Origin of the sequence: Mesorhizobium calcicola, from assembly GCF_042682105.1 — a bacterium.
GTDB lineage: Bacteria > Pseudomonadota > Alphaproteobacteria > Rhizobiales > Rhizobiaceae > Mesorhizobium > Mesorhizobium calcicola.
In genome coordinates, this window is the sequence record NZ_JBHUGY010000058.1 from 14,708 (window position 1) to 33,192 (window position 18,485).

18 protein-coding genes and 2 pseudogenes are annotated in these 18,485 nt (G+C 61.9%); 9 read left to right on the forward strand and 11 right to left on the reverse strand.

The genetic code is table 11. The features are described from left to right. The first annotated feature begins 17 nt into the window (after window positions 1–17). From ACFSQT_RS31655 to ACFSQT_RS31665, 3 genes are read left to right on the forward strand one after another with little or no spacing between them, the layout of a single operon-like run. Window positions 18–590 (forward strand): dihydrofolate reductase family protein, encoded by a 573-nt coding sequence (locus tag ACFSQT_RS31655; protein WP_379025510.1) that lies wholly within the window; start codon window positions 18–20, stop codon window positions 588–590. Continuing rightward, the gene (locus tag ACFSQT_RS31660; protein ID WP_379025512.1) at window positions 587–943 is read left to right on the forward strand and encodes an ArsR/SmtB family transcription factor; all 357 of its coding nucleotides are present in this window, start codon (window positions 587–589) and stop codon (window positions 941–943) included. Before ACFSQT_RS31655 ends, ACFSQT_RS31660 begins: the two co-directional genes overlap by 4 nt. Further along, entirely contained in the window at window positions 940–1,419 is a 480-nt protein-coding gene (locus ACFSQT_RS31665) for an SRPBCC family protein (protein WP_379025514.1), read from the forward strand. The genes ACFSQT_RS31660 and ACFSQT_RS31665 overlap by 4 nt, the downstream gene beginning before the upstream one ends. Before the next feature lie 98 nt (window positions 1,420–1,517). On the opposite strand, the gene ACFSQT_RS31670 is transcribed toward ACFSQT_RS31665, so the two are convergent. The 3 genes from ACFSQT_RS31670 to ACFSQT_RS31680 form a co-directional block, all read right to left on the reverse strand. Beyond that, on the reverse strand, window positions 1,518–1,871 hold the full coding sequence (locus ACFSQT_RS31670; protein ID WP_379025516.1) for a SnoaL-like domain-containing protein: 354 nt from the start codon (window positions 1,869–1,871) through the stop codon (window positions 1,518–1,520). Window positions 1,872–2,171: 300 nt separating this feature from the next. Continuing rightward, the gene (locus tag ACFSQT_RS31675; RefSeq protein WP_379025518.1) at window positions 2,172–2,561 is read right to left on the reverse strand and encodes a hypothetical protein; all 390 of its coding nucleotides are present in this window, start codon (window positions 2,559–2,561) and stop codon (window positions 2,172–2,174) included. 151 nt (window positions 2,562–2,712) lie between these two features. Next, a complete protein-coding gene (locus ACFSQT_RS31680) occupies window positions 2,713–3,927 on the reverse strand; it encodes an IS701 family transposase (RefSeq protein ID WP_379019609.1) in 1,215 nt (404 codons plus the stop codon). A gap of 82 nt (window positions 3,928–4,009) precedes the next feature. On the opposite strand from ACFSQT_RS31680, the pseudogene ACFSQT_RS31685 reads away from it, so the two are divergent. Beyond that, window positions 4,010–4,137, forward strand: a pseudogene (locus ACFSQT_RS31685) (transposase); the annotation flags it as partial. On the opposite strand, the pseudogene ACFSQT_RS31690 reads toward ACFSQT_RS31685, so the two are convergent. The 7 genes and pseudogenes from ACFSQT_RS31690 to ACFSQT_RS31720 all read right to left on the reverse strand — a co-directional run. Next, window positions 4,134–4,608 (reverse strand): annotated as a pseudogene (locus tag ACFSQT_RS31690) (IS5 family transposase); the annotation flags it as partial. The pseudogenes ACFSQT_RS31685 and ACFSQT_RS31690 overlap by 4 nt on opposite strands. 1,003 nt (window positions 4,609–5,611) lie before the next feature. Continuing rightward, window positions 5,612–6,697, reverse strand: coding sequence for an ABC transporter ATP-binding protein (locus ACFSQT_RS31695; RefSeq protein WP_379025520.1), 1,086 nt, complete (start codon window positions 6,695–6,697; stop codon window positions 5,612–5,614). Further along, a complete protein-coding gene (locus tag ACFSQT_RS31700; protein ID WP_379025522.1) occupies window positions 6,687–7,295 on the reverse strand; it encodes a cupin domain-containing protein in 609 nt (202 codons plus the stop codon). Before ACFSQT_RS31700 ends, ACFSQT_RS31695 begins: the two co-directional genes overlap by 11 nt. Before the next feature lie 232 nt (window positions 7,296–7,527). Further along, window positions 7,528–8,592, reverse strand: coding sequence for an ABC transporter substrate-binding protein (locus ACFSQT_RS31705; protein ID WP_379025524.1), 1,065 nt, complete (start codon window positions 8,590–8,592; stop codon window positions 7,528–7,530). Further along, entirely contained in the window at window positions 8,577–9,443 is an 867-nt protein-coding gene (locus ACFSQT_RS31710; protein ID WP_379025526.1) for an ABC transporter permease, read from the reverse strand. Before ACFSQT_RS31710 ends, ACFSQT_RS31705 begins: the two co-directional genes overlap by 16 nt. Beyond that, complete coding sequence (locus tag ACFSQT_RS31715) at window positions 9,440–10,324, reverse strand: ABC transporter permease (protein ID WP_379025528.1); 885 nt, start codon at window positions 10,322–10,324, stop codon at window positions 9,440–9,442. Before ACFSQT_RS31715 ends, ACFSQT_RS31710 begins: the two co-directional genes overlap by 4 nt. A 103-nt stretch (window positions 10,325–10,427) precedes the next feature. Then, complete coding sequence (locus ACFSQT_RS31720) at window positions 10,428–11,711, reverse strand: NAD(P)/FAD-dependent oxidoreductase (protein ID WP_379025530.1); 1,284 nt, start codon at window positions 11,709–11,711, stop codon at window positions 10,428–10,430. Window positions 11,712–11,945: 234 nt separating this feature from the next. Here ACFSQT_RS31720 and ACFSQT_RS31725 point away from each other — a divergent pair, with 234 nt between their 5' ends. From ACFSQT_RS31725 to ACFSQT_RS31745, 5 genes are all read left to right on the forward strand, one after another. Then, a complete protein-coding gene (locus ACFSQT_RS31725; protein WP_379025532.1) occupies window positions 11,946–13,103 on the forward strand; it encodes a fumarylacetoacetate hydrolase family protein in 1,158 nt (385 codons plus the stop codon). 349 nt (window positions 13,104–13,452) lie between these two features. After that, entirely contained in the window at window positions 13,453–14,388 is a 936-nt protein-coding gene (locus tag ACFSQT_RS31730) for a substrate-binding domain-containing protein (RefSeq protein ID WP_379025534.1), read from the forward strand. A gap of 113 nt (window positions 14,389–14,501) precedes the next feature. After that, window positions 14,502–15,488 (forward strand): ABC transporter permease, encoded by a 987-nt coding sequence (locus ACFSQT_RS31735; RefSeq protein ID WP_379025536.1) that lies wholly within the window; start codon window positions 14,502–14,504, stop codon window positions 15,486–15,488. A 3-nt stretch (window positions 15,489–15,491) separates the two neighbouring features. Further along, a complete protein-coding gene (locus tag ACFSQT_RS31740) occupies window positions 15,492–16,283 on the forward strand; it encodes an ATP-binding cassette domain-containing protein (RefSeq protein ID WP_379025538.1) in 792 nt (263 codons plus the stop codon). Window positions 16,284–16,453: 170 nt separating this feature from the next. Continuing rightward, window positions 16,454–17,476 (forward strand): LacI family DNA-binding transcriptional regulator, encoded by a 1,023-nt coding sequence (locus ACFSQT_RS31745; protein WP_379025540.1) that lies wholly within the window; start codon window positions 16,454–16,456, stop codon window positions 17,474–17,476. A gap of 354 nt (window positions 17,477–17,830) precedes the next feature. On the opposite strand, the gene ACFSQT_RS31750 is transcribed toward ACFSQT_RS31745, so the two are convergent. Continuing rightward, the gene (locus ACFSQT_RS31750; protein ID WP_379025542.1) at window positions 17,831–18,421 is read right to left on the reverse strand and encodes a TetR/AcrR family transcriptional regulator; all 591 of its coding nucleotides are present in this window, start codon (window positions 18,419–18,421) and stop codon (window positions 17,831–17,833) included. Between the last annotated feature and the right edge of the window lie 64 nt (window positions 18,422–18,485).

Sequence of the window (18,485 nt, forward strand, 5' to 3'; positions counted from 1 at the left end):
GCCGGAAAGGAATGACCATGGCCAGGATCGTTGTATCGGAATTCATCTCCATCGATGGCGTGATGGAAGCGCCGGGAGGCGAGCCGGGCTACCGGCACACCGACTGGGTCGGCAAGCGGCACGAGGCCGGACAGATCGAGTACAAATTCCAAGAGGTACTGGACCACGAAGCGCTGCTGATCGGCCGGGTCACCTATGAAAGCTTCGCCGGCGCCTGGCCGACCTACAAAGGCGCCTTTGCGGACCGGATGAACAGCATGCCGAAATATGTGGTGTCGACGACGGTGAAGACCCCAGCCTGGAACAACACGACGGTCCTTCAAGGCGAACCGATGGCTGCGATCCGCAAACTCAAGCAGGATCTGAAAGGCGATATCGTCGTTGGCGGCAGCCGCACGCTGGTCAATGCGCTCAAGCAGCACGACCTTGTCGACGAATACCGGCTGATGGTGTTCCCGGTCATACTCGGCAGCGGCGCGCAGCTTTTCGACAGGACCGAGGACACGACGAACCTCAGGCTGGTCGACACACGCTCCTTCGCCAACGGCGCGGTGGTGCTCACCTATCGTGTCGAGCGGTCATCGCCATGACAAGTCTGCAATCCGCGACGCAAACACCGCCACCAATCGACGGCATCTTTCGTGCCCTGTCCGACCCGACGCGGAGACGCGTGGTCGAGCGGCTGAACCGCAGCCCCGCCTCGGTCGGCGAACTTGCGCAGCCCTTCGACATGGCCCTGCCCTCCTTCATCGAGCATCTCAGGGTTCTGGAAGGCTGCGGACTGGTGCGCTCGCAAAAGACCGGCCGGGTCAGGACCTATCAACTGGCGCCCGAGCCGCTGAAGCTCGCCGAAAACTGGCTGACCGAACAGCGCACATTGTGGGAGCGCCGCCTCGACCAGTTCGACGCCTATGTCATGACCCTGAAGGAGCAAGAAAAATGAGCTATCCCTTCAAGCCGGATCCCAGACTGGACCTCGTGCTGGAGCGTGTCGTCGATGCGCCGCGCGAATTGTTGTGGAAAGCCTGGACGATGCCGGAGCATGTCAAGCAATGGTTCACGCCAAAGCCATGGCTGGTCACCGACTGCGAGATCGATCTGCGCCCCGGCGGGCTGTTCCGGACACGCATGCAGTCGCCCGACGGCAGGCAAGTCAACGACCGCCATTGCTGCTATCTCGAGATCGTGCCGAACGAGCGGCTGGTGTGGACGGATGCGCTGCTGCCGGGCTATCGGCCCTCAGGGGAGCCGTTCATCACCGCGGTCATTTCCTTCCAGCCGGACGGCAAAGCGACGCGCTACACCGCCACCGCGATCCACCGCGACGAAGCCACCCGCAAGAGCCATGAAGAGATGGGCTTCTTCGATGGCTGGGGCACGGTGGCGGATCAGCTTGCCGAGTACGTGAAGACGATTTGAGCCTCCCGCATGGCGGCCAGGGCATCGTCCCGGCCGCCATGCTGATTTTCAAACCAGCGAAGAGAGCAGGCTCCCGGAAGCCGGTAGTACTTCGGGCATCAATAGTAGAAGCGCTCTTCGGTGATCTTGCCGTTCTTGACCGTGTACAAGCCAACTTCGTCCATGGTTACGCGCTCGCCCGTAGCCTTGGGCGTTATGTCAAATTTGAAGCGCAGCGCGAACTGGTCGCCGTTGACATAGGGGCCTTCGACCAAGCCGCCATGGACTTCGTTGTTCTCTTGCCACCACTGGCTCTTTTCCTTGAGAGCCGCCTTGCCATGGCTGACGGCCATTGGCCCCTCCATCGCTTCGTAGCTCGCGATGTCGTCGGCATTGTATTTTTCGGCCGCGGCGTTGTGATCGCCCTGCTTGAGGAGCTCGGTGAAATCCTTGGCAATTTCCGCGATGGTCATTTGTGTTCCTCCTGTTCTGACGCACTGCAAGTAGGGAACAGCTTGCTGGCCTGCCACTGTCGGACCGGTCGATAGCTGACAATCCGTGTCAGGACGATGGTGGAGAATAGGTGAAGACGATTTGAGGTCTTTACATCGTGGCCACGGCATCATCATGGCCGGTCAATTGCCAACTGGCCGGGCATTCGTATTCACCCTGGTGGCTGCGGATCAACGAGAAACCCCGCACCGTCCAGGAGGTCGGCTCGACGACCCCAGCCTGCCGCGAAGCAACGTCACGTGCGGTTCAATCGAGATACGTCATTTGGCCATATCGCGAAGGTACGCCTCAAACTTTGGCCAGAACTGGTAGTCAAATACCGTTTCTTTATCGAGTTTTAGCTGCCGTGCCATACCCGTGCATTCACTGGTGTTTAGTTTGATCTTTTTTCCAGACTTGATTAGCTCTAAAAACAGACCCTCGAAAGCCATTTCATATTCTCGATTATCCAAATAAAGCCCAATGACCTCAACGGATTCAGTATCGAGATCCGCTCGTGACATCGTGCTTCGCACAAACTGATCGATCGGCTTAAAATTATCACTTTTTGTTTGCCACCACGGCATGTATCCGTTCTCGGTGGCGAGAATGGTGGTGTTCCCAGTTTCGAAGTCACCGGATTCGACTGAAATGAGACGATAGCCTAGCATTACAGTTGCATTCTAGATTTTAGGTGAGCTCGTCGAGCGGCCGCCTGATGGGCGCGCCTCCAGCATGACCATGCGATGACGTAGGCGGGGTTTATGCGACGCTGGGCGAGTCTGATGGCGATGCGCCGGACTTCCTGGATAGACCAGCGGATCAAATCCTGATGGTCGGCATCCGCGGTCTTTTTTGGGGCGTCGCGTCATTGGCGCGGTATCGGATCACCGCCATCATGGCGAAGGCGAGCATGACGAGGGAGGCGTGGCGATGCCAGCCATGCCATGACCGGGTTTCGTTGTGATCGAGTCCGAGCTCGTTCTTGGCGGTCTCGAAGCTGTCTTCGATCGCCCAGCGATGGCCTTCCACGGAAACGAGCGTCTGGATGCCCGTCCCGGCCGGGCACCATGTGGTGAAGAATGCGAGATCGCCGTCGCTGATATTGCGCCGGATCAGGAGGCCACGGGTCCAAAGCCCCGATTTCGTCTCGTTATATTCGTCGGCATCGAGATCGGCGAGTTCGCAGTAGGCCCAGTCATGAAGCCGCGCGCCTTTGGTGCCCTCACCGGCGGAAAGACGCTGCCATGCACTTGGATCGAGATCACGGGCGATCTCCTGAGCTGTGCCGGCGACCGGAGGCTTCCCCGACCAAGAGCCGAAATGGTGGTCCGACTTGACCCCAAGAACGTAGCCTTTGCAGGCTCGCCGCAGGGTTCCTTCGACGTCCCCGACGCCATACACCGCATCTGCGGCCACCCATGAAAACGGCACATCGGCTGCCAGCGCACGCCGTATCATATCGACAGCCAAGCCTGGCTTGGTAGCGAAGGCTATAGCCTCAGGAACATGGGTTGCTGCAAGCCTTACCGGATCTCCGGTCCAGCTTTTGGGCAAGTACAGGGCCCGATCGACAAAGGCATGACCGCGAGCGGACACATAGGCGGCGAACACACCGATCTGGCAGTTCGTTATCTTGCCTGCAGAACCTGTATATTGACGCGCAACACCGCACGATGTCTTGCCCTGCTTGAGGAAGCCCGTCTCATCGATGACCAGGACCGCATCATCTGTGGCGAGGTTTTCTACAACATACTCTCGCACGATGTCGCGAAGTGCGTCCGCGTCCCAACGCCCGCGACCCAGAATGGCTTGTTGCCGCCACGGGCCGGGATCACCGGCCGCCTCAGCGCGCATCCAACCTGTCTTACGCCGCTCGTCACCCAGCAAGCCGTCCAGGAAAAGGTTCGCAGATGCTGCAACTCGCTCCTGCGTAAACAGTCCGCGCATACGCGCTTTCACGTCACGCAGCGATGATGCCCAAAGCTCAAGCGTAGTTTCGATTGATGCACCTGTCATCCATGACCTCCGAATCATGGAGACCCATAGATTCAGACCATAGATAAATATGCAACTGTAATGCTAGGCTGTAGACTCATAAGCTCGCAGCCACAGGCGGCTCTACCGCGAGCGCAACCTGATCGAGCGTTTCTTCTCGAGCTGAAGCACTTCCGCCGCGTCGCCACCCGCTACGACAAGCTCGCCGCCAACTTCCTCGCCATGGTCCAGCTCGCCTCAATGCGCTTACTGAAGCACGGCTTCCAGCGCCGGTTGCTCTTCGGTGGGATGTTGGGCGTGGCACCCTGCTCCTCGATCAGTTCACGGATGCGGTCTGCATCGTAGGCCTTGTCGGCCAGAACGATGGTGCGCGGGCCGAGATGATCGAGCAGCGTATCGGCGTCTGCCTGTCGCGGCCTGCTGGTGGGCGCGAACGGAGGTGCTGTCGATCATCTGGATGTCGCTATCGTGCGCGGCTGTGACGGCGTCCATCAGCCGGTCCCATACACCTGCCTTTCGCCATCGCACGAAGCGGTTGTAGCAGGTGGTGCGCGGGCCATAGCGCTCGGGCAGGTCGCGCCACGGCGCTCCCGACTGCAACACCCAGAAGATGCCGTTCAGCACGCGGCGGTCATCAACGCGCGGTACGCCTCGCGGTTTGTTGGGCAGTAGCGGCTCGATCACGCGCCACTCGAAGTCTGTCAGATCGTATCGGCTCATGCCGATGTTGAATCATACCCCGGTGTGATATGAAAGCCGCCAAGTTGCGAAGGCTCAATAGCGAATATCGCGCTTTTCGGCTAAGTCCGTTTGCATGAGTAAACAACCCCCGATCCTATCGCTGGAACTCGAAGCCATCCCAGCCGATGGCCCTTCGATACCCTTCATACTGGAAGTTCAGAGCCCCTTCCTAGAGCGCGAGATGCAGTGGCGTTGTGTCGTCTTGATGGGCGACTTTCAGAGACCTCTCCGCATTGCTGGAGGCGATCCCTTTCAAGCCTTGTGCCTCGCGATTGACTTCGCCCGGTGGACTCTACGAACTTTTGAGGAAAGCGGGGGAAAACTGATGTGCAAAGGAGAGAGATTTCCTTTGGGGGCGTATTTCTTCAAGGGTCCAGAGTGAACCCCATCAACCCAAGACTTGTCCACTATCCATCAGCCTCAACGATTCCCAATTTTATGAGTTCACGGCCTAGTTGGTCTTCCAGTTGGCGCATGTACGCAATTGCTTCGCGGACAGCCGGCTGATCAGTGAGCAGCGCGACCATTCGGTCTTCGTCTTCGTCGCGTGAAAAATGAAACGCCCACCAATAGGAGCAATTGAAGATTTTGAGCCAGAGCTCAGTTGAGCTATCTCATCTTTGTACTCAATCCAACCAGATGGCTTGGTTAAATTCATATCAGCAAACGCTAAGGTTGGCGCAACGAACCAGAGGGCAATAAGAAATATACAGCGCATAGGCATTATTCCGTCTGATCCAAGGCATGGGGTGCAGGTCGATCTCCCGTTGTATTTCCGCCAAACGGAACGAAGCTTGGGGAGGAAAACCTGGCCTCGACGAAGACGGCTTCCGTGCCATCCCACTCGCTCTTTGATCCGCCTACCATACATCTCTGCCCCCTTAATGTTCAGGGGCCAAATGACCGTGGCAGCGAGGCCCTGGGCCGATGAGATGATTGCTCACGGGCAGTGCTCCGGCTTCTCAGGAAGATGAAGTCGAGATCAGCTTGGCAGCACAGGGCAGTTGGCGCCGCGGCGCAGGCTGATATGCGCCACGTCGCCAACGCTGAACTGAAAACCCTCGGCCTGGCGCGGCGCATCGATGACAACAGGTGCGCCCTGCCCGAGTTCGGCATGCAGGCGCAAGGTGCGGCCGTGGAAGACGATGCTGCTGACTCGCGCCGGCGCCGTGCCGATTGCCGCTTCGGTGGTCGCCAGCAAATCCTCGGGCCGCACGCCGACGGTGCGGATAGTGCCCTCGGCGGGAGCCTCGCCGGTTTCGGAGGTCGCTTCCAGCGGCAAGGCACCGGCGGCGAACCGCAAGCGATCGCCGTCGCGTCCGATAAAACGCGACTGCAACAAGTTCATGGTGCCGATGAAACTGGCGACGAATGTGGTGGCGGGCCGGTCGTAAAGGGTCGCCGGCGGCGCGATCTGCTCGATGCGGCCCTTGTTCATGACGACGATACGGTCCGAGATCGACAGCGCTTCGGTCTGGTCGTGGGTGACCATGACGAAGGTGGTGCCGAGCCGCGACTGCAGCCGCTTCAGTTCGACCTGCATCTGTTCGCGCAGATGCGCGTCGAGCGCCGACAGCGGCTCGTCGAGCAGCAGCACGCGCGGCTCGCAGACGATGGCACGGGCGAGCGCGACGCGCTGGCGCTGGCCGCCCGACAGTTCGGAGACGCGGGCGCCGAGCTTGTCGGCGAGGCCGACCATCTCGAGGGCTTCGCCGACGCGTTTCGCCTGCTCGGCGCCGGACAGTTTTCGCAAGGACAGGCCGAAGCCGACATTCTCGGCAACGTTCATATGCGGAAACAACGCGTAGTCCTGAAACACGGTGTTGACCGGCCGGTCGAAGGGCCTGAGTGCGGTGATATCACGGCCGTCGAGCAGCACCTTGCCGCTCGACGGGCTTTCGAAGCCGGCGATGACGCGCAGGCTGGTGGTCTTGCCGCAGCCGGATGGGCCGAGCAGGGTGAGGAACTCGCCGCCGACGATATCGAGATCGACGGCATCGAGCCCGACGATGCCGCCGGGAAAGAGCTTCGAGACCGCCTGCAGCCGGACGAGAGGATCAGGCGCCATCGCGAACCTCGGACGGCTTCGTGGTGTTGACCCACAGGATCTGGCAGCGCTCGGCGCCCGGATTGCGGAACGCATGCAAAAGCGTGCTCTTGAACGCAAAACTGTCGCCGGTCTTCAGCACGTAGTTCGTCGAATCCACGACCAGCTCGACCTCGCCTGCCAGCACGTAGCCGAATTCATGGCCGGCATGGGCATAGGCCTCAGCGGTGCCGCCGCCGGCTTCCACCGTCACCAGCATGCCGGTCAATGTCGCGCCCGGCGGTGACAGCAGCGCCTTGGCGATGCCTTCGGACTTCACGGGAATCGCGCGGCGGCTGTTGGCACGCACGCAATAGAGGTCGTTGACGGCATCATTGCCGTCGGCGATCAGCGCCGACGGTTCGATGTCGAGGGCGGCGGCGAGCGGCCAGATCACCTTGACGCGCAGCGAGGACATGCCGCGCTCGATCTGGCTGAGCGCCCCGATCGACACGCCGGCCCTGGCGGCGAGATCGGCCAGCGACAGCTTGCGCTCCAGCCGCAGCGCCCGCACGCGCCGGCCGACCCGCACATCGGCATCGTCCTTCGGCTTTTCAGCCGCTTCGTCCAGCATATCCATGCATTCGTCCTCGTTTGCCGCTTTATTGTCGCCAGTGTGCTGCACGTTTCCAAACGTCAGCGCTGCCCCTCACCCTTACCCTCTCCCCGTATAGAGACGGGGAGAGGGGGTCGCCGGCGTTGGAGTGCTTCCCTTCTCCCCGTCACTATACGGGGAGAAGGTGCCGGCAGGCGGATGAGGGGCGGCGCAGACCTCCGCGACTGGTTGTATCCAACGTGATTGAAAGCCAGGCTCAGCCGCCAGCCTTCACTTTCTCGAACATCTTGGCGAGCTCGTCGTTCTGTTTCATCGGTCCGGTGAAGATGGTGGTCTTCAGCATCACCTCCGGGTCGGACGGCAGTTGCAGCTTCTCCAGTTCCTCCTTCGGCACGGTGGCAAAGGCAGAGCTCAGCGAGCTGCCGTAGCCATAGGACTCGATCAGGTATTTGCCCGAGTCGGCGTCCAGCCGGCTGTTGATGAAATCATAGGCGAGATCGACGTTCTTGGCGTCCTTCAGCATGACGAAGCCGCAGGACCAGGTCAGCATGCCCTCCTTCGGCTTCATGAATTCGACCGGCACCCCTTGCTTCTTCAGCGAGGTGGCCGACGCGTTCCAGGTCATGGCGGCAACCAGCTGGCCGCTTGCCAGCGCCTGTTCGACCGAGGTCATGTCGGTGGTGTAGTTGGAGAGCAGCGGACGCTGCTCGCGCAGCTTCTCGGCCACCTTGTCCATTTGCTCGGGCGTCATGTCGAACGGATTGACGCCGGCCAGAAGCGCCGCAACGATCGGCGTGTCGTGCACGGCGTCGATGGTCGCCATGCGCCCGGCGTACTGCTTGTCCCACAGAAGGTTCCAGCTCGCTTCCGGATTCTTCACCAGGTCGGTGCGGTAGAGGATCGAGGTGTTGCCCCAGTCCCATGGCACCATCCAGACCTTGCCGTCGCCGGCCTGCAGGTCGGGCAGGTTCTTGAACACCGGGAAGATCGAATCCCAGTTCTTGATACGCTTGGTGTCGATCGGCTGCAGCAGGCCTTCCTTGTTCCAGCGCGCCACCTTGTCATAGCAGGGATGCGCGATGTCAGGGCGGAAGCCGGCCTTGACCTTGGTGAAGGCGTCATCGTCGTCACCGAAGATCGAGGCCTCGACGCCGTCGGGGTGTGCGGCAAGGAAGCTCTTGTTGAAGTCGGGCAGTTCATAGCCCGACCAGGTGAAATATTGCAGCTTGTCGCCCGCGAAAGCGACGGTCGACGACAGCGCCAATGCCAGGGCGGCCAGGCCGGTCCGGGCCATCTTTCCAGATATCAGGTCGAATGCCATTGCAGTTCTCCTCTCTTGGTTTGTTTTGGTTGTGACGGATCCGCGGGTCGTGGCGCCGTTGCGGACAGGCCGCGATGGCGCAGGGTTTCGGCGATTGCAGCGATGACGAAGGAGACGGCCAGGATCGACGTGCCCAGCGCCATGACGGTTGGCAGCGATCTCGGGAACCGCAGCTGGCTCCAGATGTAGAGCGGCAGCGTCGGCTCCGTGCCGGCGAGGAAGAAGACGACGATGAACTCGTCGAAGGAGATCAGGAAGGCCAGCATGAAGGCCGAGACGATGGCCGGCAGGCTGAGCGGCAGCATGACCCGCCGGAAGGTCGTCCAGTCGGAAGCGCCGAGATCGAGTGCTGCCTCGCGAATGGTTTTCGGGATGGCGGCGAAGCGGCTGCGCATGATCACCACTGTCGTCGGCAGCGCCACCAATATGTGGCCGAGAACGATGGCAATGCGCGATGGCCCGAGGCCGATGAGGTTGACGAGGATCAGCAGCGATATGCCGACGATGACGCCCGGGATCAGGATCGGCAGCCGGGCGATGGCGCTGATGGTGGCGGCCAGCGGCGAGCGGCCATAGAGGTCCATGTAGGACACGGTGATGCCGCACAGCGTTGCGCCCGTGGCGGCAATGGCGCCGATGACGAGGCTGTTCAAGAGTGCCCCGGACAGCGCCGAATTGCCGTACAGCGTCGCGTACCATTGCAAGGTGAAGCCCTGCAGCGGAAACGCTGCCTGGATCGAGTTGTTGAAGGAAAACAGCGGGATCAGCAGCACCGGCAGATAGAGAAACACCAGATAGGCGATGACGTAGACGCCAAGCCAGCGGCCCCCTCCCGTGCGCATGGCGCTCATGTGCGGCTGCCAAATCTGCGGTCGGTGAAACGTGCGACCAGCACCACGGCCAGGATGACCAGCATGACGGCGACGGAGAGGGCGGCGCCAAACGGCCAGTCATTGGCCTTGCCGAACTCAGCCTGGATCAGCGTACCGATCATGGTGCTGGCCGGGCCGCCGACGAGCGCGGGCGTGACATAGTCGCCGACCGTCGGCACGAAAACGACAAGCGCGGCCGCCAGCACGCCCGGCATCGAGTTGGGCAGCACGACCCGGCGGAAAGAGGTGAAGGGTCTGGCGCCAAGATCTGAAGCGGCTTCGATCAGCGACTTCGGGATGGTGTCCAGCGCCACGTAGATCGGCAGGATGGCGAACGGCGCATAGGCGTGGGCGAGCGTGACGACGACTGCGGCCGGCGTGTTGAGAAAGGCCAATGTCGGCTCGGACCAGATGCCGCTTTCGATCAGTGCCGAGTTCAGCACGCCATTGTAGGCCAGCACGATCTTCCAGGCGAAGACGCGCAGGAGATAGCTGGTCCAGAACGGCAGCGTCACCAGGAACAGTAGCAGGCCACGCCGCCGGCCGGCATGGAAGGCAAGATAGTAGGCGACGGGATAGGCGGTGACGACGGTGGCCAGCGTGACCAGAGCGGCAATGACCAGCGAGCGCAGCGTCACCGTCCAGTACAACGGATCGGAAACCACGGTGGCGAAATTCGCCAGGCTGAAACCGGTGCCGAGCAGCGAACCATCATTGCCGCGGAAGGCCAGAAAAAACACAAGGCCGAGGGCAAACAGGATCAGCAGGAACGTCACCAGCGCACCCGGCAGCAACATCGCAACCCGGAAGCCCGATGAAGACCGGGCCTCTGGCGCTTGTGTTGCAACAATGGTCGACATCGACCTGCCCGTCAGAATTTTGAAATTGCCTAAGGTTTTTTCATATTCATGAAACTGTCAAGCGGAATCCCTGGGCAGGATCCGAATGCCATGAATTGCCGCGTCAACGCTCGAGCGCGTCGAGCAGACGATACCAGGCGATGGTCGCGGCGACGCCGACCTGCCGGAAGGCGTGGAACGGGATCGGCCGGATCGGCGAGACCGGAAATGGCAACTGCCTGGCGTCACCACCGGAAAGATAGGTTGCGATGCGCTCGCCAAGCGCCGTCATCAGACCGACACCACGCCCCTGGCAGCCGACCACCGCCACAAGGCCTTGCTCCGGCTCGTGGATGTGCGGCAGGTGGTCCGGCGTCATCGCTACCCGGCCGAACCAGCGCTTTTCGATGGCGACGTCGGACAGCATGGGATAGAGCCGCCGCAGCGCCCGCTCGAGATGCGCCCAGTCACTGGGGCTTGTCGGCAAGGCCATGCGGCCACGCCCGCCGAGCACCAGCCGGCCGTCGGCGCTCTTGCGGTAATAGACGAGGATGCGCCTGGAGTCCGACACCGCCTGCCCTTCCGGCAGGATCGTGGCTGCCAGGTCGGGCGGCAATGGCGCCGTGGCAATCTGGAAGGAATGCAGCGGCACGATCGTCTGGGCGAGGCCGGGGATCAAACCGTCCGTATAAGCGTTGGTTGCCAGCACGACCGCCTTGGCCTGCAATTCCGCGCCATTTTCCATCGAAATTCGCCAAACGCCGGCAGTATTGGTGAGCCGCACGACCTTTTGGCGCTCCGCTATCCTTACACCAGCCGCCGCCGCGATGCGGGCGAGTTCCGATGTGTAGGCGAGCGGGTCGATGACACCGGCGCGGCGATCGAGCCAGCCGCCGAGATAATTTTGAGTGCCGGTCATCGCGGCGATCTCTGCCGCGTCGAGCAACCGGACGTCGGCGCCGCGCGCGCGCCATTGCCGGTCACGGTTTGCCGCCGCCTTCAGCGCGGCCTCGGTGTGCGCCGCCTGGATCCAGCCATTGCGGACGAAGGGAACCGCCAGTTTTTCATCGCGGATCAGTTCGAACACGGCATCCGCGGTCGACGCCGCGAAATTGACCAACGCCTCGCCACGCTCCGGGCCAAAATGCGCCAGCAGCCATTCCGGATCGTATTTCAGGCCGGGAATGACCTGCCCGCCATTCAGCCCCGAAGCGCCCTGGCCGATTTCGCCGGCTTCAAGCACCTGCACCGACATGCCAAGCCGGGCAGCATGCAAAGCCGTCGACAGGCCCATGATGCCGCCGCCGACAATCACGACATCGACACGATCGCCGCTTGGAAAGAGCGACCGAACCTTGGAAACCGCTTGCGGCTTGCGCCAGATCGGATCGGAGAACGGTGCGGGCAAGGGTCACCTGGATGCGCTGCGTTGAGTGAAAATCCTAGTCAGGATTTCACAATTTTGAAAGAGCGTTTCAGTTTTTCGTTGTAGACTGACCCCAGCAGAGCCACCAGGCGTGTAAAATTCCGCGAATGACGGAGCCATCGCGATCGCCAGCGACGGGATAGACCTTTGACCGGAATCCGGTGAAAGTGCCGCGCCGATCCGGCCAGTGTCGATCATTTCAGAGGACCGAACGCCATGACCAACCCGACGCACCTGCCCACCGAGGGCCTTTTTGTCGGCCGCGCCAGAAGCGGTGATGTCTCGTATCCTTTGGTGATCACGGTGCGCGACGGCACGGTCTTCGACATCACGTCGAGCGCGGCACCGACCGTGCGTGATGTCTGCGAGATGCCTGATCCTGCCGGCCATGTGCGGTCAGCCAGGGGCAAGCCGATCGGCTCGCTCGACGCCATCGCCGCCAACAGTTTTGAGGCCACACGCGATGCGAAAAAGCCGTACCTGCTCTCCCCGGTCGACCTGCAGGCGGTCAAGGCCTCGGGCGTCACCTTCGTCGTCAGCCTGCTGGAACGGGTGATCGAGGAACAGGCGCGCGGCTCGGCGGAAAAGGCCGACGCCATCCGCGCCGACATCGCCGGGTTGATCGGCCACGATCTGTCGAAGCTCAAGCCCGGATCGCCAGAGGCGATGGAGATCAAGGCCAAGCTCATCGCGCGCGGCGCCTGGTCGCAATATCTGGAAGTCGGCATCGGCCCCGACGCCGAGATCTTCACAAAGTGCCAGCCAATGGCCTCGGTCGGCTTCGGTGCCGATGTCGGCCTGCATCCGGTGTCGACCTGGAACAATCCCGAGCCCGAGATCGCCATGATTGCCGCCAGCAGCGGAAGAATAGTCGGCGCCACCATCGGCAACGACGTCAATCTGCGCGACGTCGAAGGGCGTTCGGCGCTGCTGCTCGGCAAGGCCAAGGACAACAATGCCTCGGCCGCCCTCGGCCCCTTCATCCGCCTGTTCGACGACACATTCTCGATCGATGACGTCAAGCGGGCCGTCGTGCGCCTGAAGGTCGAGGGCGAGGACGGCTTCTCGCTGGAGGGCGCGAGCTCGATGGCCGAGATCAGCCGCTCGCCGGAAGAACTGGTTGCCGCCGCCATGGGTCCGCACCACCAATATCCTGACGGGCTGGCGCTCTATCTGGGCACCATGTTCGTGCCTTCGAAGGATCGTGGCGAAAAGGGCAAGGGTTTTACCCACAAGGTCGGCGATATCGTCACGATCTCGTCGGAAAGATTCGGCGCGCTGGTCAACCGGGTGCGGCTGTCGCCCGACTGCCCAAACTGGACCTACGGCGCCAGCCATCTGATGCGCGAACTCGCCGGGGCCAAGCTTATCTAGCCGGCCTCCGTCCGCACGCCGGTGCCCGTGCCGGCATTGCGACCGCCAAGGTGCGGCGGCTGACGCTGGTGCTGATGGGCGCGATGGCGGAGCTTGCCGGAGTGCGCCGGCGGCATTGTCGACGCCAACCCTGCGACCGCCGCGAAAAATCACCGCAACTGATGCAATCTGATGGGACCGTTGATGGCGCCCCGTCAGGCGCCCACTACATCTGCAGATGGAGGCTTGCCATCCGTCGAAAAAGGGAATGCTCTGATGCATCCAACGGCGCTGGCAAAAGACGCGATCCGGCGGTAGCCGGAACAAGGGACGGATTCTGAACTGACCATCTACAACGGGAGGAAATCAAATGCTGACACGGCTAAGACTCGTTCTCTATGGCCTGTTGGTGGCGCTGACGATTGTTCCGGCAGTGGCACAGGCCAAGACCTTCTACTGGATTTCGCATGGCGGCCCGGCTGACCCGGTCTGGACCTACTTCCTGGCCGGCGCCAAGCAATGGGCCAAGGACACTGGCAACACCGTCAACACCTCGTTCCACAATGGCGACGTTGCCTCGCAGCAGGAAGCGGTGCGCGCCGCCCTCTCCGCCAAGGCCGATGGCATCGTCACCACCAGCCCCGATCCGGGCAGCCTTGTCGAGATCGTCAAGGAAGCCCGCGCGGCCAACATCCCGATCATCAACTTCAACACGCCCGATCCCAAGGCCAATTTCAACGCCTATGTCGGCGGTGACAACGTCACCTTCGGCAAGCACTGGGCGCAGTATCTGGTCGACAAGGGCCTGGTGAAGAAAGGCGACTTCGTCTGGATGCCGGTCGAGGTCCCCGGCGCCACCTATGGCGTCCAGGAAGAGGAAGGCATCAAGAGCGTCTTCGGTCCTCTCGGCATCACCTATGAGATCACCGAAGCGACGCTCGACCAGGCCGAAGTGATCAACCGCATGGTCGACTACCTCACCGCCAACAAGGCCAAGGTCAAGGCGATCATCGGCCTCGGCGACCTGGTGACCGGCTCGATCAAGCGGGTCTTCGACCAGGTCGGCATCAAGCCGGGTGAAATTCCGGTTGTCGGCTGGGGCAACTCGCTCGACACCACCCAGGAAGTGCTGAACGGCTATGTCAATGCCGGCCAGTGGCAGGACCCGCAGGCGACCAGCTATGTCGCGCTCTCCCTGGCCAACATGGCCGCTGCCGGCATTCCTCCGGGGTTCAACGTGATCACCGGCGCGCTCTACGAAAAGGATACTGCCGCGGTCTACGACAAGATCCTTTCCGGCAAATAAGATTCCAAACTCAAACAGTCGCGACTGCTCCGGCGGTCGCGACTGGCGTCCCATTTTCGCCGAGCCCTTCGCTGTGCAAGGCTCAGCCTTTCCAATCCTATCGCGGGTTGCTCGTGGAAAATCGTTCACTCATCCAACACCTGATCGCGCGGCCCGAATTCGGCCCTTTGGTGCTGCTGGTCATTGAGCTCGCCGTGTTCTGGAGCATCAACCACGACTTCCTGTCGCCACAGAACATCTCCAACATACTGGCCTTCACCGTCGAGCTCGGCCTGATCGCGCTGGCGATGACGTTGTTGATGACATCGGGCGAGTTCGACCTCTCGGTCGGATCGTTGTTCGGCTTCTCACCGGTGCTGATGTGGACGCTGTTCAACAGCGGCGTCACTTCGCTGGAGGTCGGCTTTGTCGCAGCACTGCTGGTCGCCGCCTTCATCGGGCTGGTCAACGGCTGGTTCGTCACGCAGCTCAAGATCCCGTCCTTCCTGGTGACGCTCGGCATGCTGCTGGTGGTGCGCGGCACCGCCCTTTTCGTCACCGACGGTTTTCCGCAGCGGACCTGGAGCGCCGAAGGCAGCTGGCTGGCGGAGGCTCTGGTCGGCGACTTCTTCATCGGGCCGTTCCGCATCTACATGTCGCTGTTCTGGTTCATCGCCGCGGCCATCGCGCTCGGCTATGTCCTGACGCAAAGCCGCACCGGCAACTGGATCCAAGCGGCCGGCGGCAATCCCAATGCGGCGCGCGCCCGCGGCGTCAATGTCAGCGGCGTCAAGATCGGCCTGTTCGTCCTGTCATCGCTGATGGCCTCGCTTGCCGGCGTCATCTCTTCATTGCGCACCTCGGCCGCCAACCCCAACAGCGGCACCGGCTATGAGCTGGAAGTCATCGCCATGGTGGTGATTGGCGGCACGGCGCTGACCGGCGGGCGCGGCACCATCATCGGTACCGTGCTCGGCATCCTGATCCTGCGCGTCATGCGCAACGGCATCGTGCTGATCGGCGTGCCCGGCCTTGCCTACAACATCTTCATCGGCGCGATCATCCTTGGCATGATGGCGCTCCATTCATGGCTGGAACGCCGGCATCAGGCAGGGACTTGAACCATGGCCGAGCCACTGATCCGCATGCAGAACATCCGCAAGTCCTATGGCCGCGTGCAGGCCCTCGAGGATGCCAGTTTCCATGTCAATGAACGGGAGATCGTCGGCCTGCTCGGCGACAACGGCGCCGGCAAGTCGACGCTGATCAAGGTGCTCTCGGGCGCCGTTCCGATGACCAGCGGCGACATCTTCATCCGCGGCAAGAAGGTCACCTTGCGCAGCACCAGCGACGCCATCGCGCAGGGCATCGAAACGATCTACCAGGACTCGGCGCTGGTCACGCAATTGTCGATCGCCCGCAATCTGTTCCTCGGACGCGAGCCGATCAAGCCGCCGCGCTTCCTCAACCGGATGGACCAGGACGCCATGAATACGGTCGCCCGCGATCTTCTCAAGCAGGTCGGCATCTCGAAGAACATCCCGCCGACGACGCCGATCGGATCGCTCTCCGGCGGCGAGCGCCAGGCTGTGGCGATCGCGCGCGCCATGCATTTCGACAGCGACCTCATCATTCTCGACGAGCCGACCAACAATCTCGGCGTCGCCGAGACACAGGGCGTGCTGAGCTTCGTGCGCAACGCCCGCGATTCCGGCCATTCCTGCATTTTCATCGCCCACAACATCCACCATGTCTTCCAGGTGGTCGACCGCATCGTCGTCATGCGCCGGGGCAAGGTGGTCGCCGACGACATCGACCCGAAGAAGACCAGCGTGGCGGAAGTCGAACGGATCATCACCGGCATGTCGGACAAGGAAATTCGCGATGCCATCGCCGATGGCAAGCCATCGCACTGAGGCAGATGGCAAGCCAGCGCCTGAGGCAGATGGCAAGCCATCGCCTGAGAATGGGCGAAAGCGTTGTCGAGGCAGCCGAATGACCGTCGGTCTGATGGGCGGCAATCATCCGTCACCTCAAATCGCATCGCTCGTCTGGCGCGGCATCGCAGGGCACATAGGGTTGCGGCATGAAAGCCACCGTCTCGGATATCGCGCGCAGCTGCGGGCTGTCGACCGCAACGGTCGACAGGGTGCTCAACAACCGGCCGGGCGCGAGTGCCGCCAACCGGCAGCGCGTCATGGAGGCGGCCAAGCAGCTCGGCTATCTGCCGGTCGCCGATCAGGTGACGCTGCCCTCGCGGCCCGCCCATCTCGAATTCCTGCTGCCGATCGGCAGCAATGCCTTCATGCGCGATCTCGCCGGGCATATCGAGGACTACGCCGCGCGGCTGCCGCTCGTCGCCTCGTGCCGGATCCACAACCTTGCCGGAATCTCGCCGAACGCGCTGCAGTCAGCCGTCGAAAACCTTTCGCTCAGGGCCAATGGCGTCGGTGTCATCGCCGTCGACCATCCGCGCACGCGCAACATCCTGCGCGACATCGTCGACGCCGGCATGCGCCTGGTGACGCTGGTCTCCGATGTTCCGGCAGCGCCGCGGTCGGCCTATGTCGGCATCGACAACCGGGTGGCGGGACGAACGGCGGCGCTGTTGATGGGACGATTCCTCGGCGGCCGCACCGGCCACCTGGCGATGGTCGTCGGCTCACGCTCCTATCGCGGCCACGAAGAACGCGAAATGGGTTTCCGCTCGGTGCTCAATGAGGAGTTTCCCAACCTGACGGTCAGCAGCGCCGTCGAGATCAACGACGAGCCTGATGTCAGCTATGCCGAGACCATGAAGGCGCTGCATAACGAGCCCGAACTGCTCGGCATCTATTGCGTCGGAGCCGGGCACTCGGGCGTTGCAAAGGCGATCCGGGAATTAAAGCCCAACCGCAAGCCGGTGTTCATTTGTCACGACCTCACCCGGGACACTCGGGGCTATCTCGTCGACGACCTGGTCGATGTCGTCATCGACCAGAATGCCAGGCTGATCGCCGAGCAGTCGGTCATTCGGCTGCTTGGCTCGATTGCATCCTCCGCGCCCTATCTGACAAGGAAGTTCATCGAACCGCGCTTGATCTTCAGGGAAAACATTCCGGTGCAATGAAGTCGCAAGCGAGCCCGTGTGAGCTTTTTGGATCACACGCGACAAGCTTTCGTCTGCGATACGGCAAATCTGCACAGCTGCTATGCAAGTTTCATGGTTGCCGAATCCTTAAGCAACTCGTACGTTCTCGTTGTCGGCCATCTACTCCTCCCAGATGCGATGCCGACGCTGAATGGGGTGCACCTCCTCCCGCGCCGCATTCGAAATCGAGCCCGCTGCCACCTCCTCCCGGCAGCGGGCTTTTTTCGTTCCAATCCACGACGGTTGCAAAGGCTGCTCACGCCAAAAGGCGCAAGGCATCGTTCATCCTCGGTCATGGGATCGAAAAAAGCGGCGTCGGTTGCCGGGGAGAATTCAGCCGGCCGAAGTGCCCCGGAAGGAGACGATCAGCCCTTCAGCCATGCGGACGAACTGCGCGCTGGGGCCTTCCGTACCGACACTTTGAACGCTGACACGGGCGCCTTCAAGCAGAAGCGACAGCGTATCGGCGAGCAGCTCGGCCTGGCCGATGCCGGCATCCCTGCACAGCGTCACGAGGCGATCGCGCTGGGCTTCCTTGAGTTCCTTGATCACGCGCCTGGCCGGATGATCCGCGTCGGTCAACTCGATGGCGGCGTTGGCCATGTCGCAGCCGCGGCCGTCAGCCGTCAGGCAATCAGCGGCCATGCGAACCCAGGCATGCAATTGCGCCAGCTTGTCACCGGGATGCTGGACCTCGAATTTCTCCCACATCGCACCTGCCTTGCAGGCGGTGGCGCGCAGGCATTGGATGATGAGGTCGTCCTTGGAATCGAAATGACGATAGAGCGTCATCTTGTTGGTTCCGGCGGCCTCAGTGATGGCGTCGATGCCGACGCCCTTGATGCCATGCTTGTGAAACATGTCCTGCGCCGTCTCCAGGATCCTGTCCCGGGGGCGAACGCGTTCCACAGTGCCGTCTTCCATCAAAACCTCCTTGGTTTCCCAAAAATCCCTCGGCACGCCTCTTGACTAGGGTGTTACCGGTCTG

Coding starts and splice junctions, on each gene's coding strand:
- ACFSQT_RS31655 (WP_379025510.1), top strand. CDS start 18: ATGGCCAGGATCGTTGTATCGGAATTCATCTCCATCGATGGCGTGATG.
- ACFSQT_RS31660 (WP_379025512.1), top strand. CDS start 587: ATGACAAGTCTGCAATCCGCGACGCAAACACCGCCACCAATCGACGGC.
- ACFSQT_RS31665 (WP_379025514.1), top strand. CDS start 940: ATGAGCTATCCCTTCAAGCCGGATCCCAGACTGGACCTCGTGCTGGAG.
- ACFSQT_RS31670 (WP_379025516.1), bottom strand. CDS start 1,871: ATGACCATCGCGGAAATTGCCAAGGATTTCACCGAGCTCCTCAAGCAG.
- ACFSQT_RS31675 (WP_379025518.1), bottom strand. CDS start 2,561: ATGCTAGGCTATCGTCTCATTTCAGTCGAATCCGGTGACTTCGAAACT.
- ACFSQT_RS31680 (WP_379019609.1), bottom strand. CDS start 3,927: ATGATTCGGAGGTCATGGATGACAGGTGCATCAATCGAAACTACGCTT.
- ACFSQT_RS31695 (WP_379025520.1), bottom strand. CDS start 6,697: ATGGCGCCTGATCCTCTCGTCCGGCTGCAGGCGGTCTCGAAGCTCTTT.
- ACFSQT_RS31700 (WP_379025522.1), bottom strand. CDS start 7,295: ATGGATATGCTGGACGAAGCGGCTGAAAAGCCGAAGGACGATGCCGAT.
- ACFSQT_RS31705 (WP_379025524.1), bottom strand. CDS start 8,592: ATGGCATTCGACCTGATATCTGGAAAGATGGCCCGGACCGGCCTGGCC.
- ACFSQT_RS31710 (WP_379025526.1), bottom strand. CDS start 9,443: ATGAGCGCCATGCGCACGGGAGGGGGCCGCTGGCTTGGCGTCTACGTC.
- ACFSQT_RS31715 (WP_379025528.1), bottom strand. CDS start 10,324: ATGTCGACCATTGTTGCAACACAAGCGCCAGAGGCCCGGTCTTCATCG.
- ACFSQT_RS31725 (WP_379025532.1), top strand. CDS start 11,946: ATGACCAACCCGACGCACCTGCCCACCGAGGGCCTTTTTGTCGGCCGC.
- ACFSQT_RS31730 (WP_379025534.1), top strand. CDS start 13,453: ATGCTGACACGGCTAAGACTCGTTCTCTATGGCCTGTTGGTGGCGCTG.
- ACFSQT_RS31740 (WP_379025538.1), top strand. CDS start 15,492: ATGGCCGAGCCACTGATCCGCATGCAGAACATCCGCAAGTCCTATGGC.
- ACFSQT_RS31745 (WP_379025540.1), top strand. CDS start 16,454: ATGAAAGCCACCGTCTCGGATATCGCGCGCAGCTGCGGGCTGTCGACC.
- ACFSQT_RS31750 (WP_379025542.1), bottom strand. CDS start 18,421: ATGGAAGACGGCACTGTGGAACGCGTTCGCCCCCGGGACAGGATCCTG.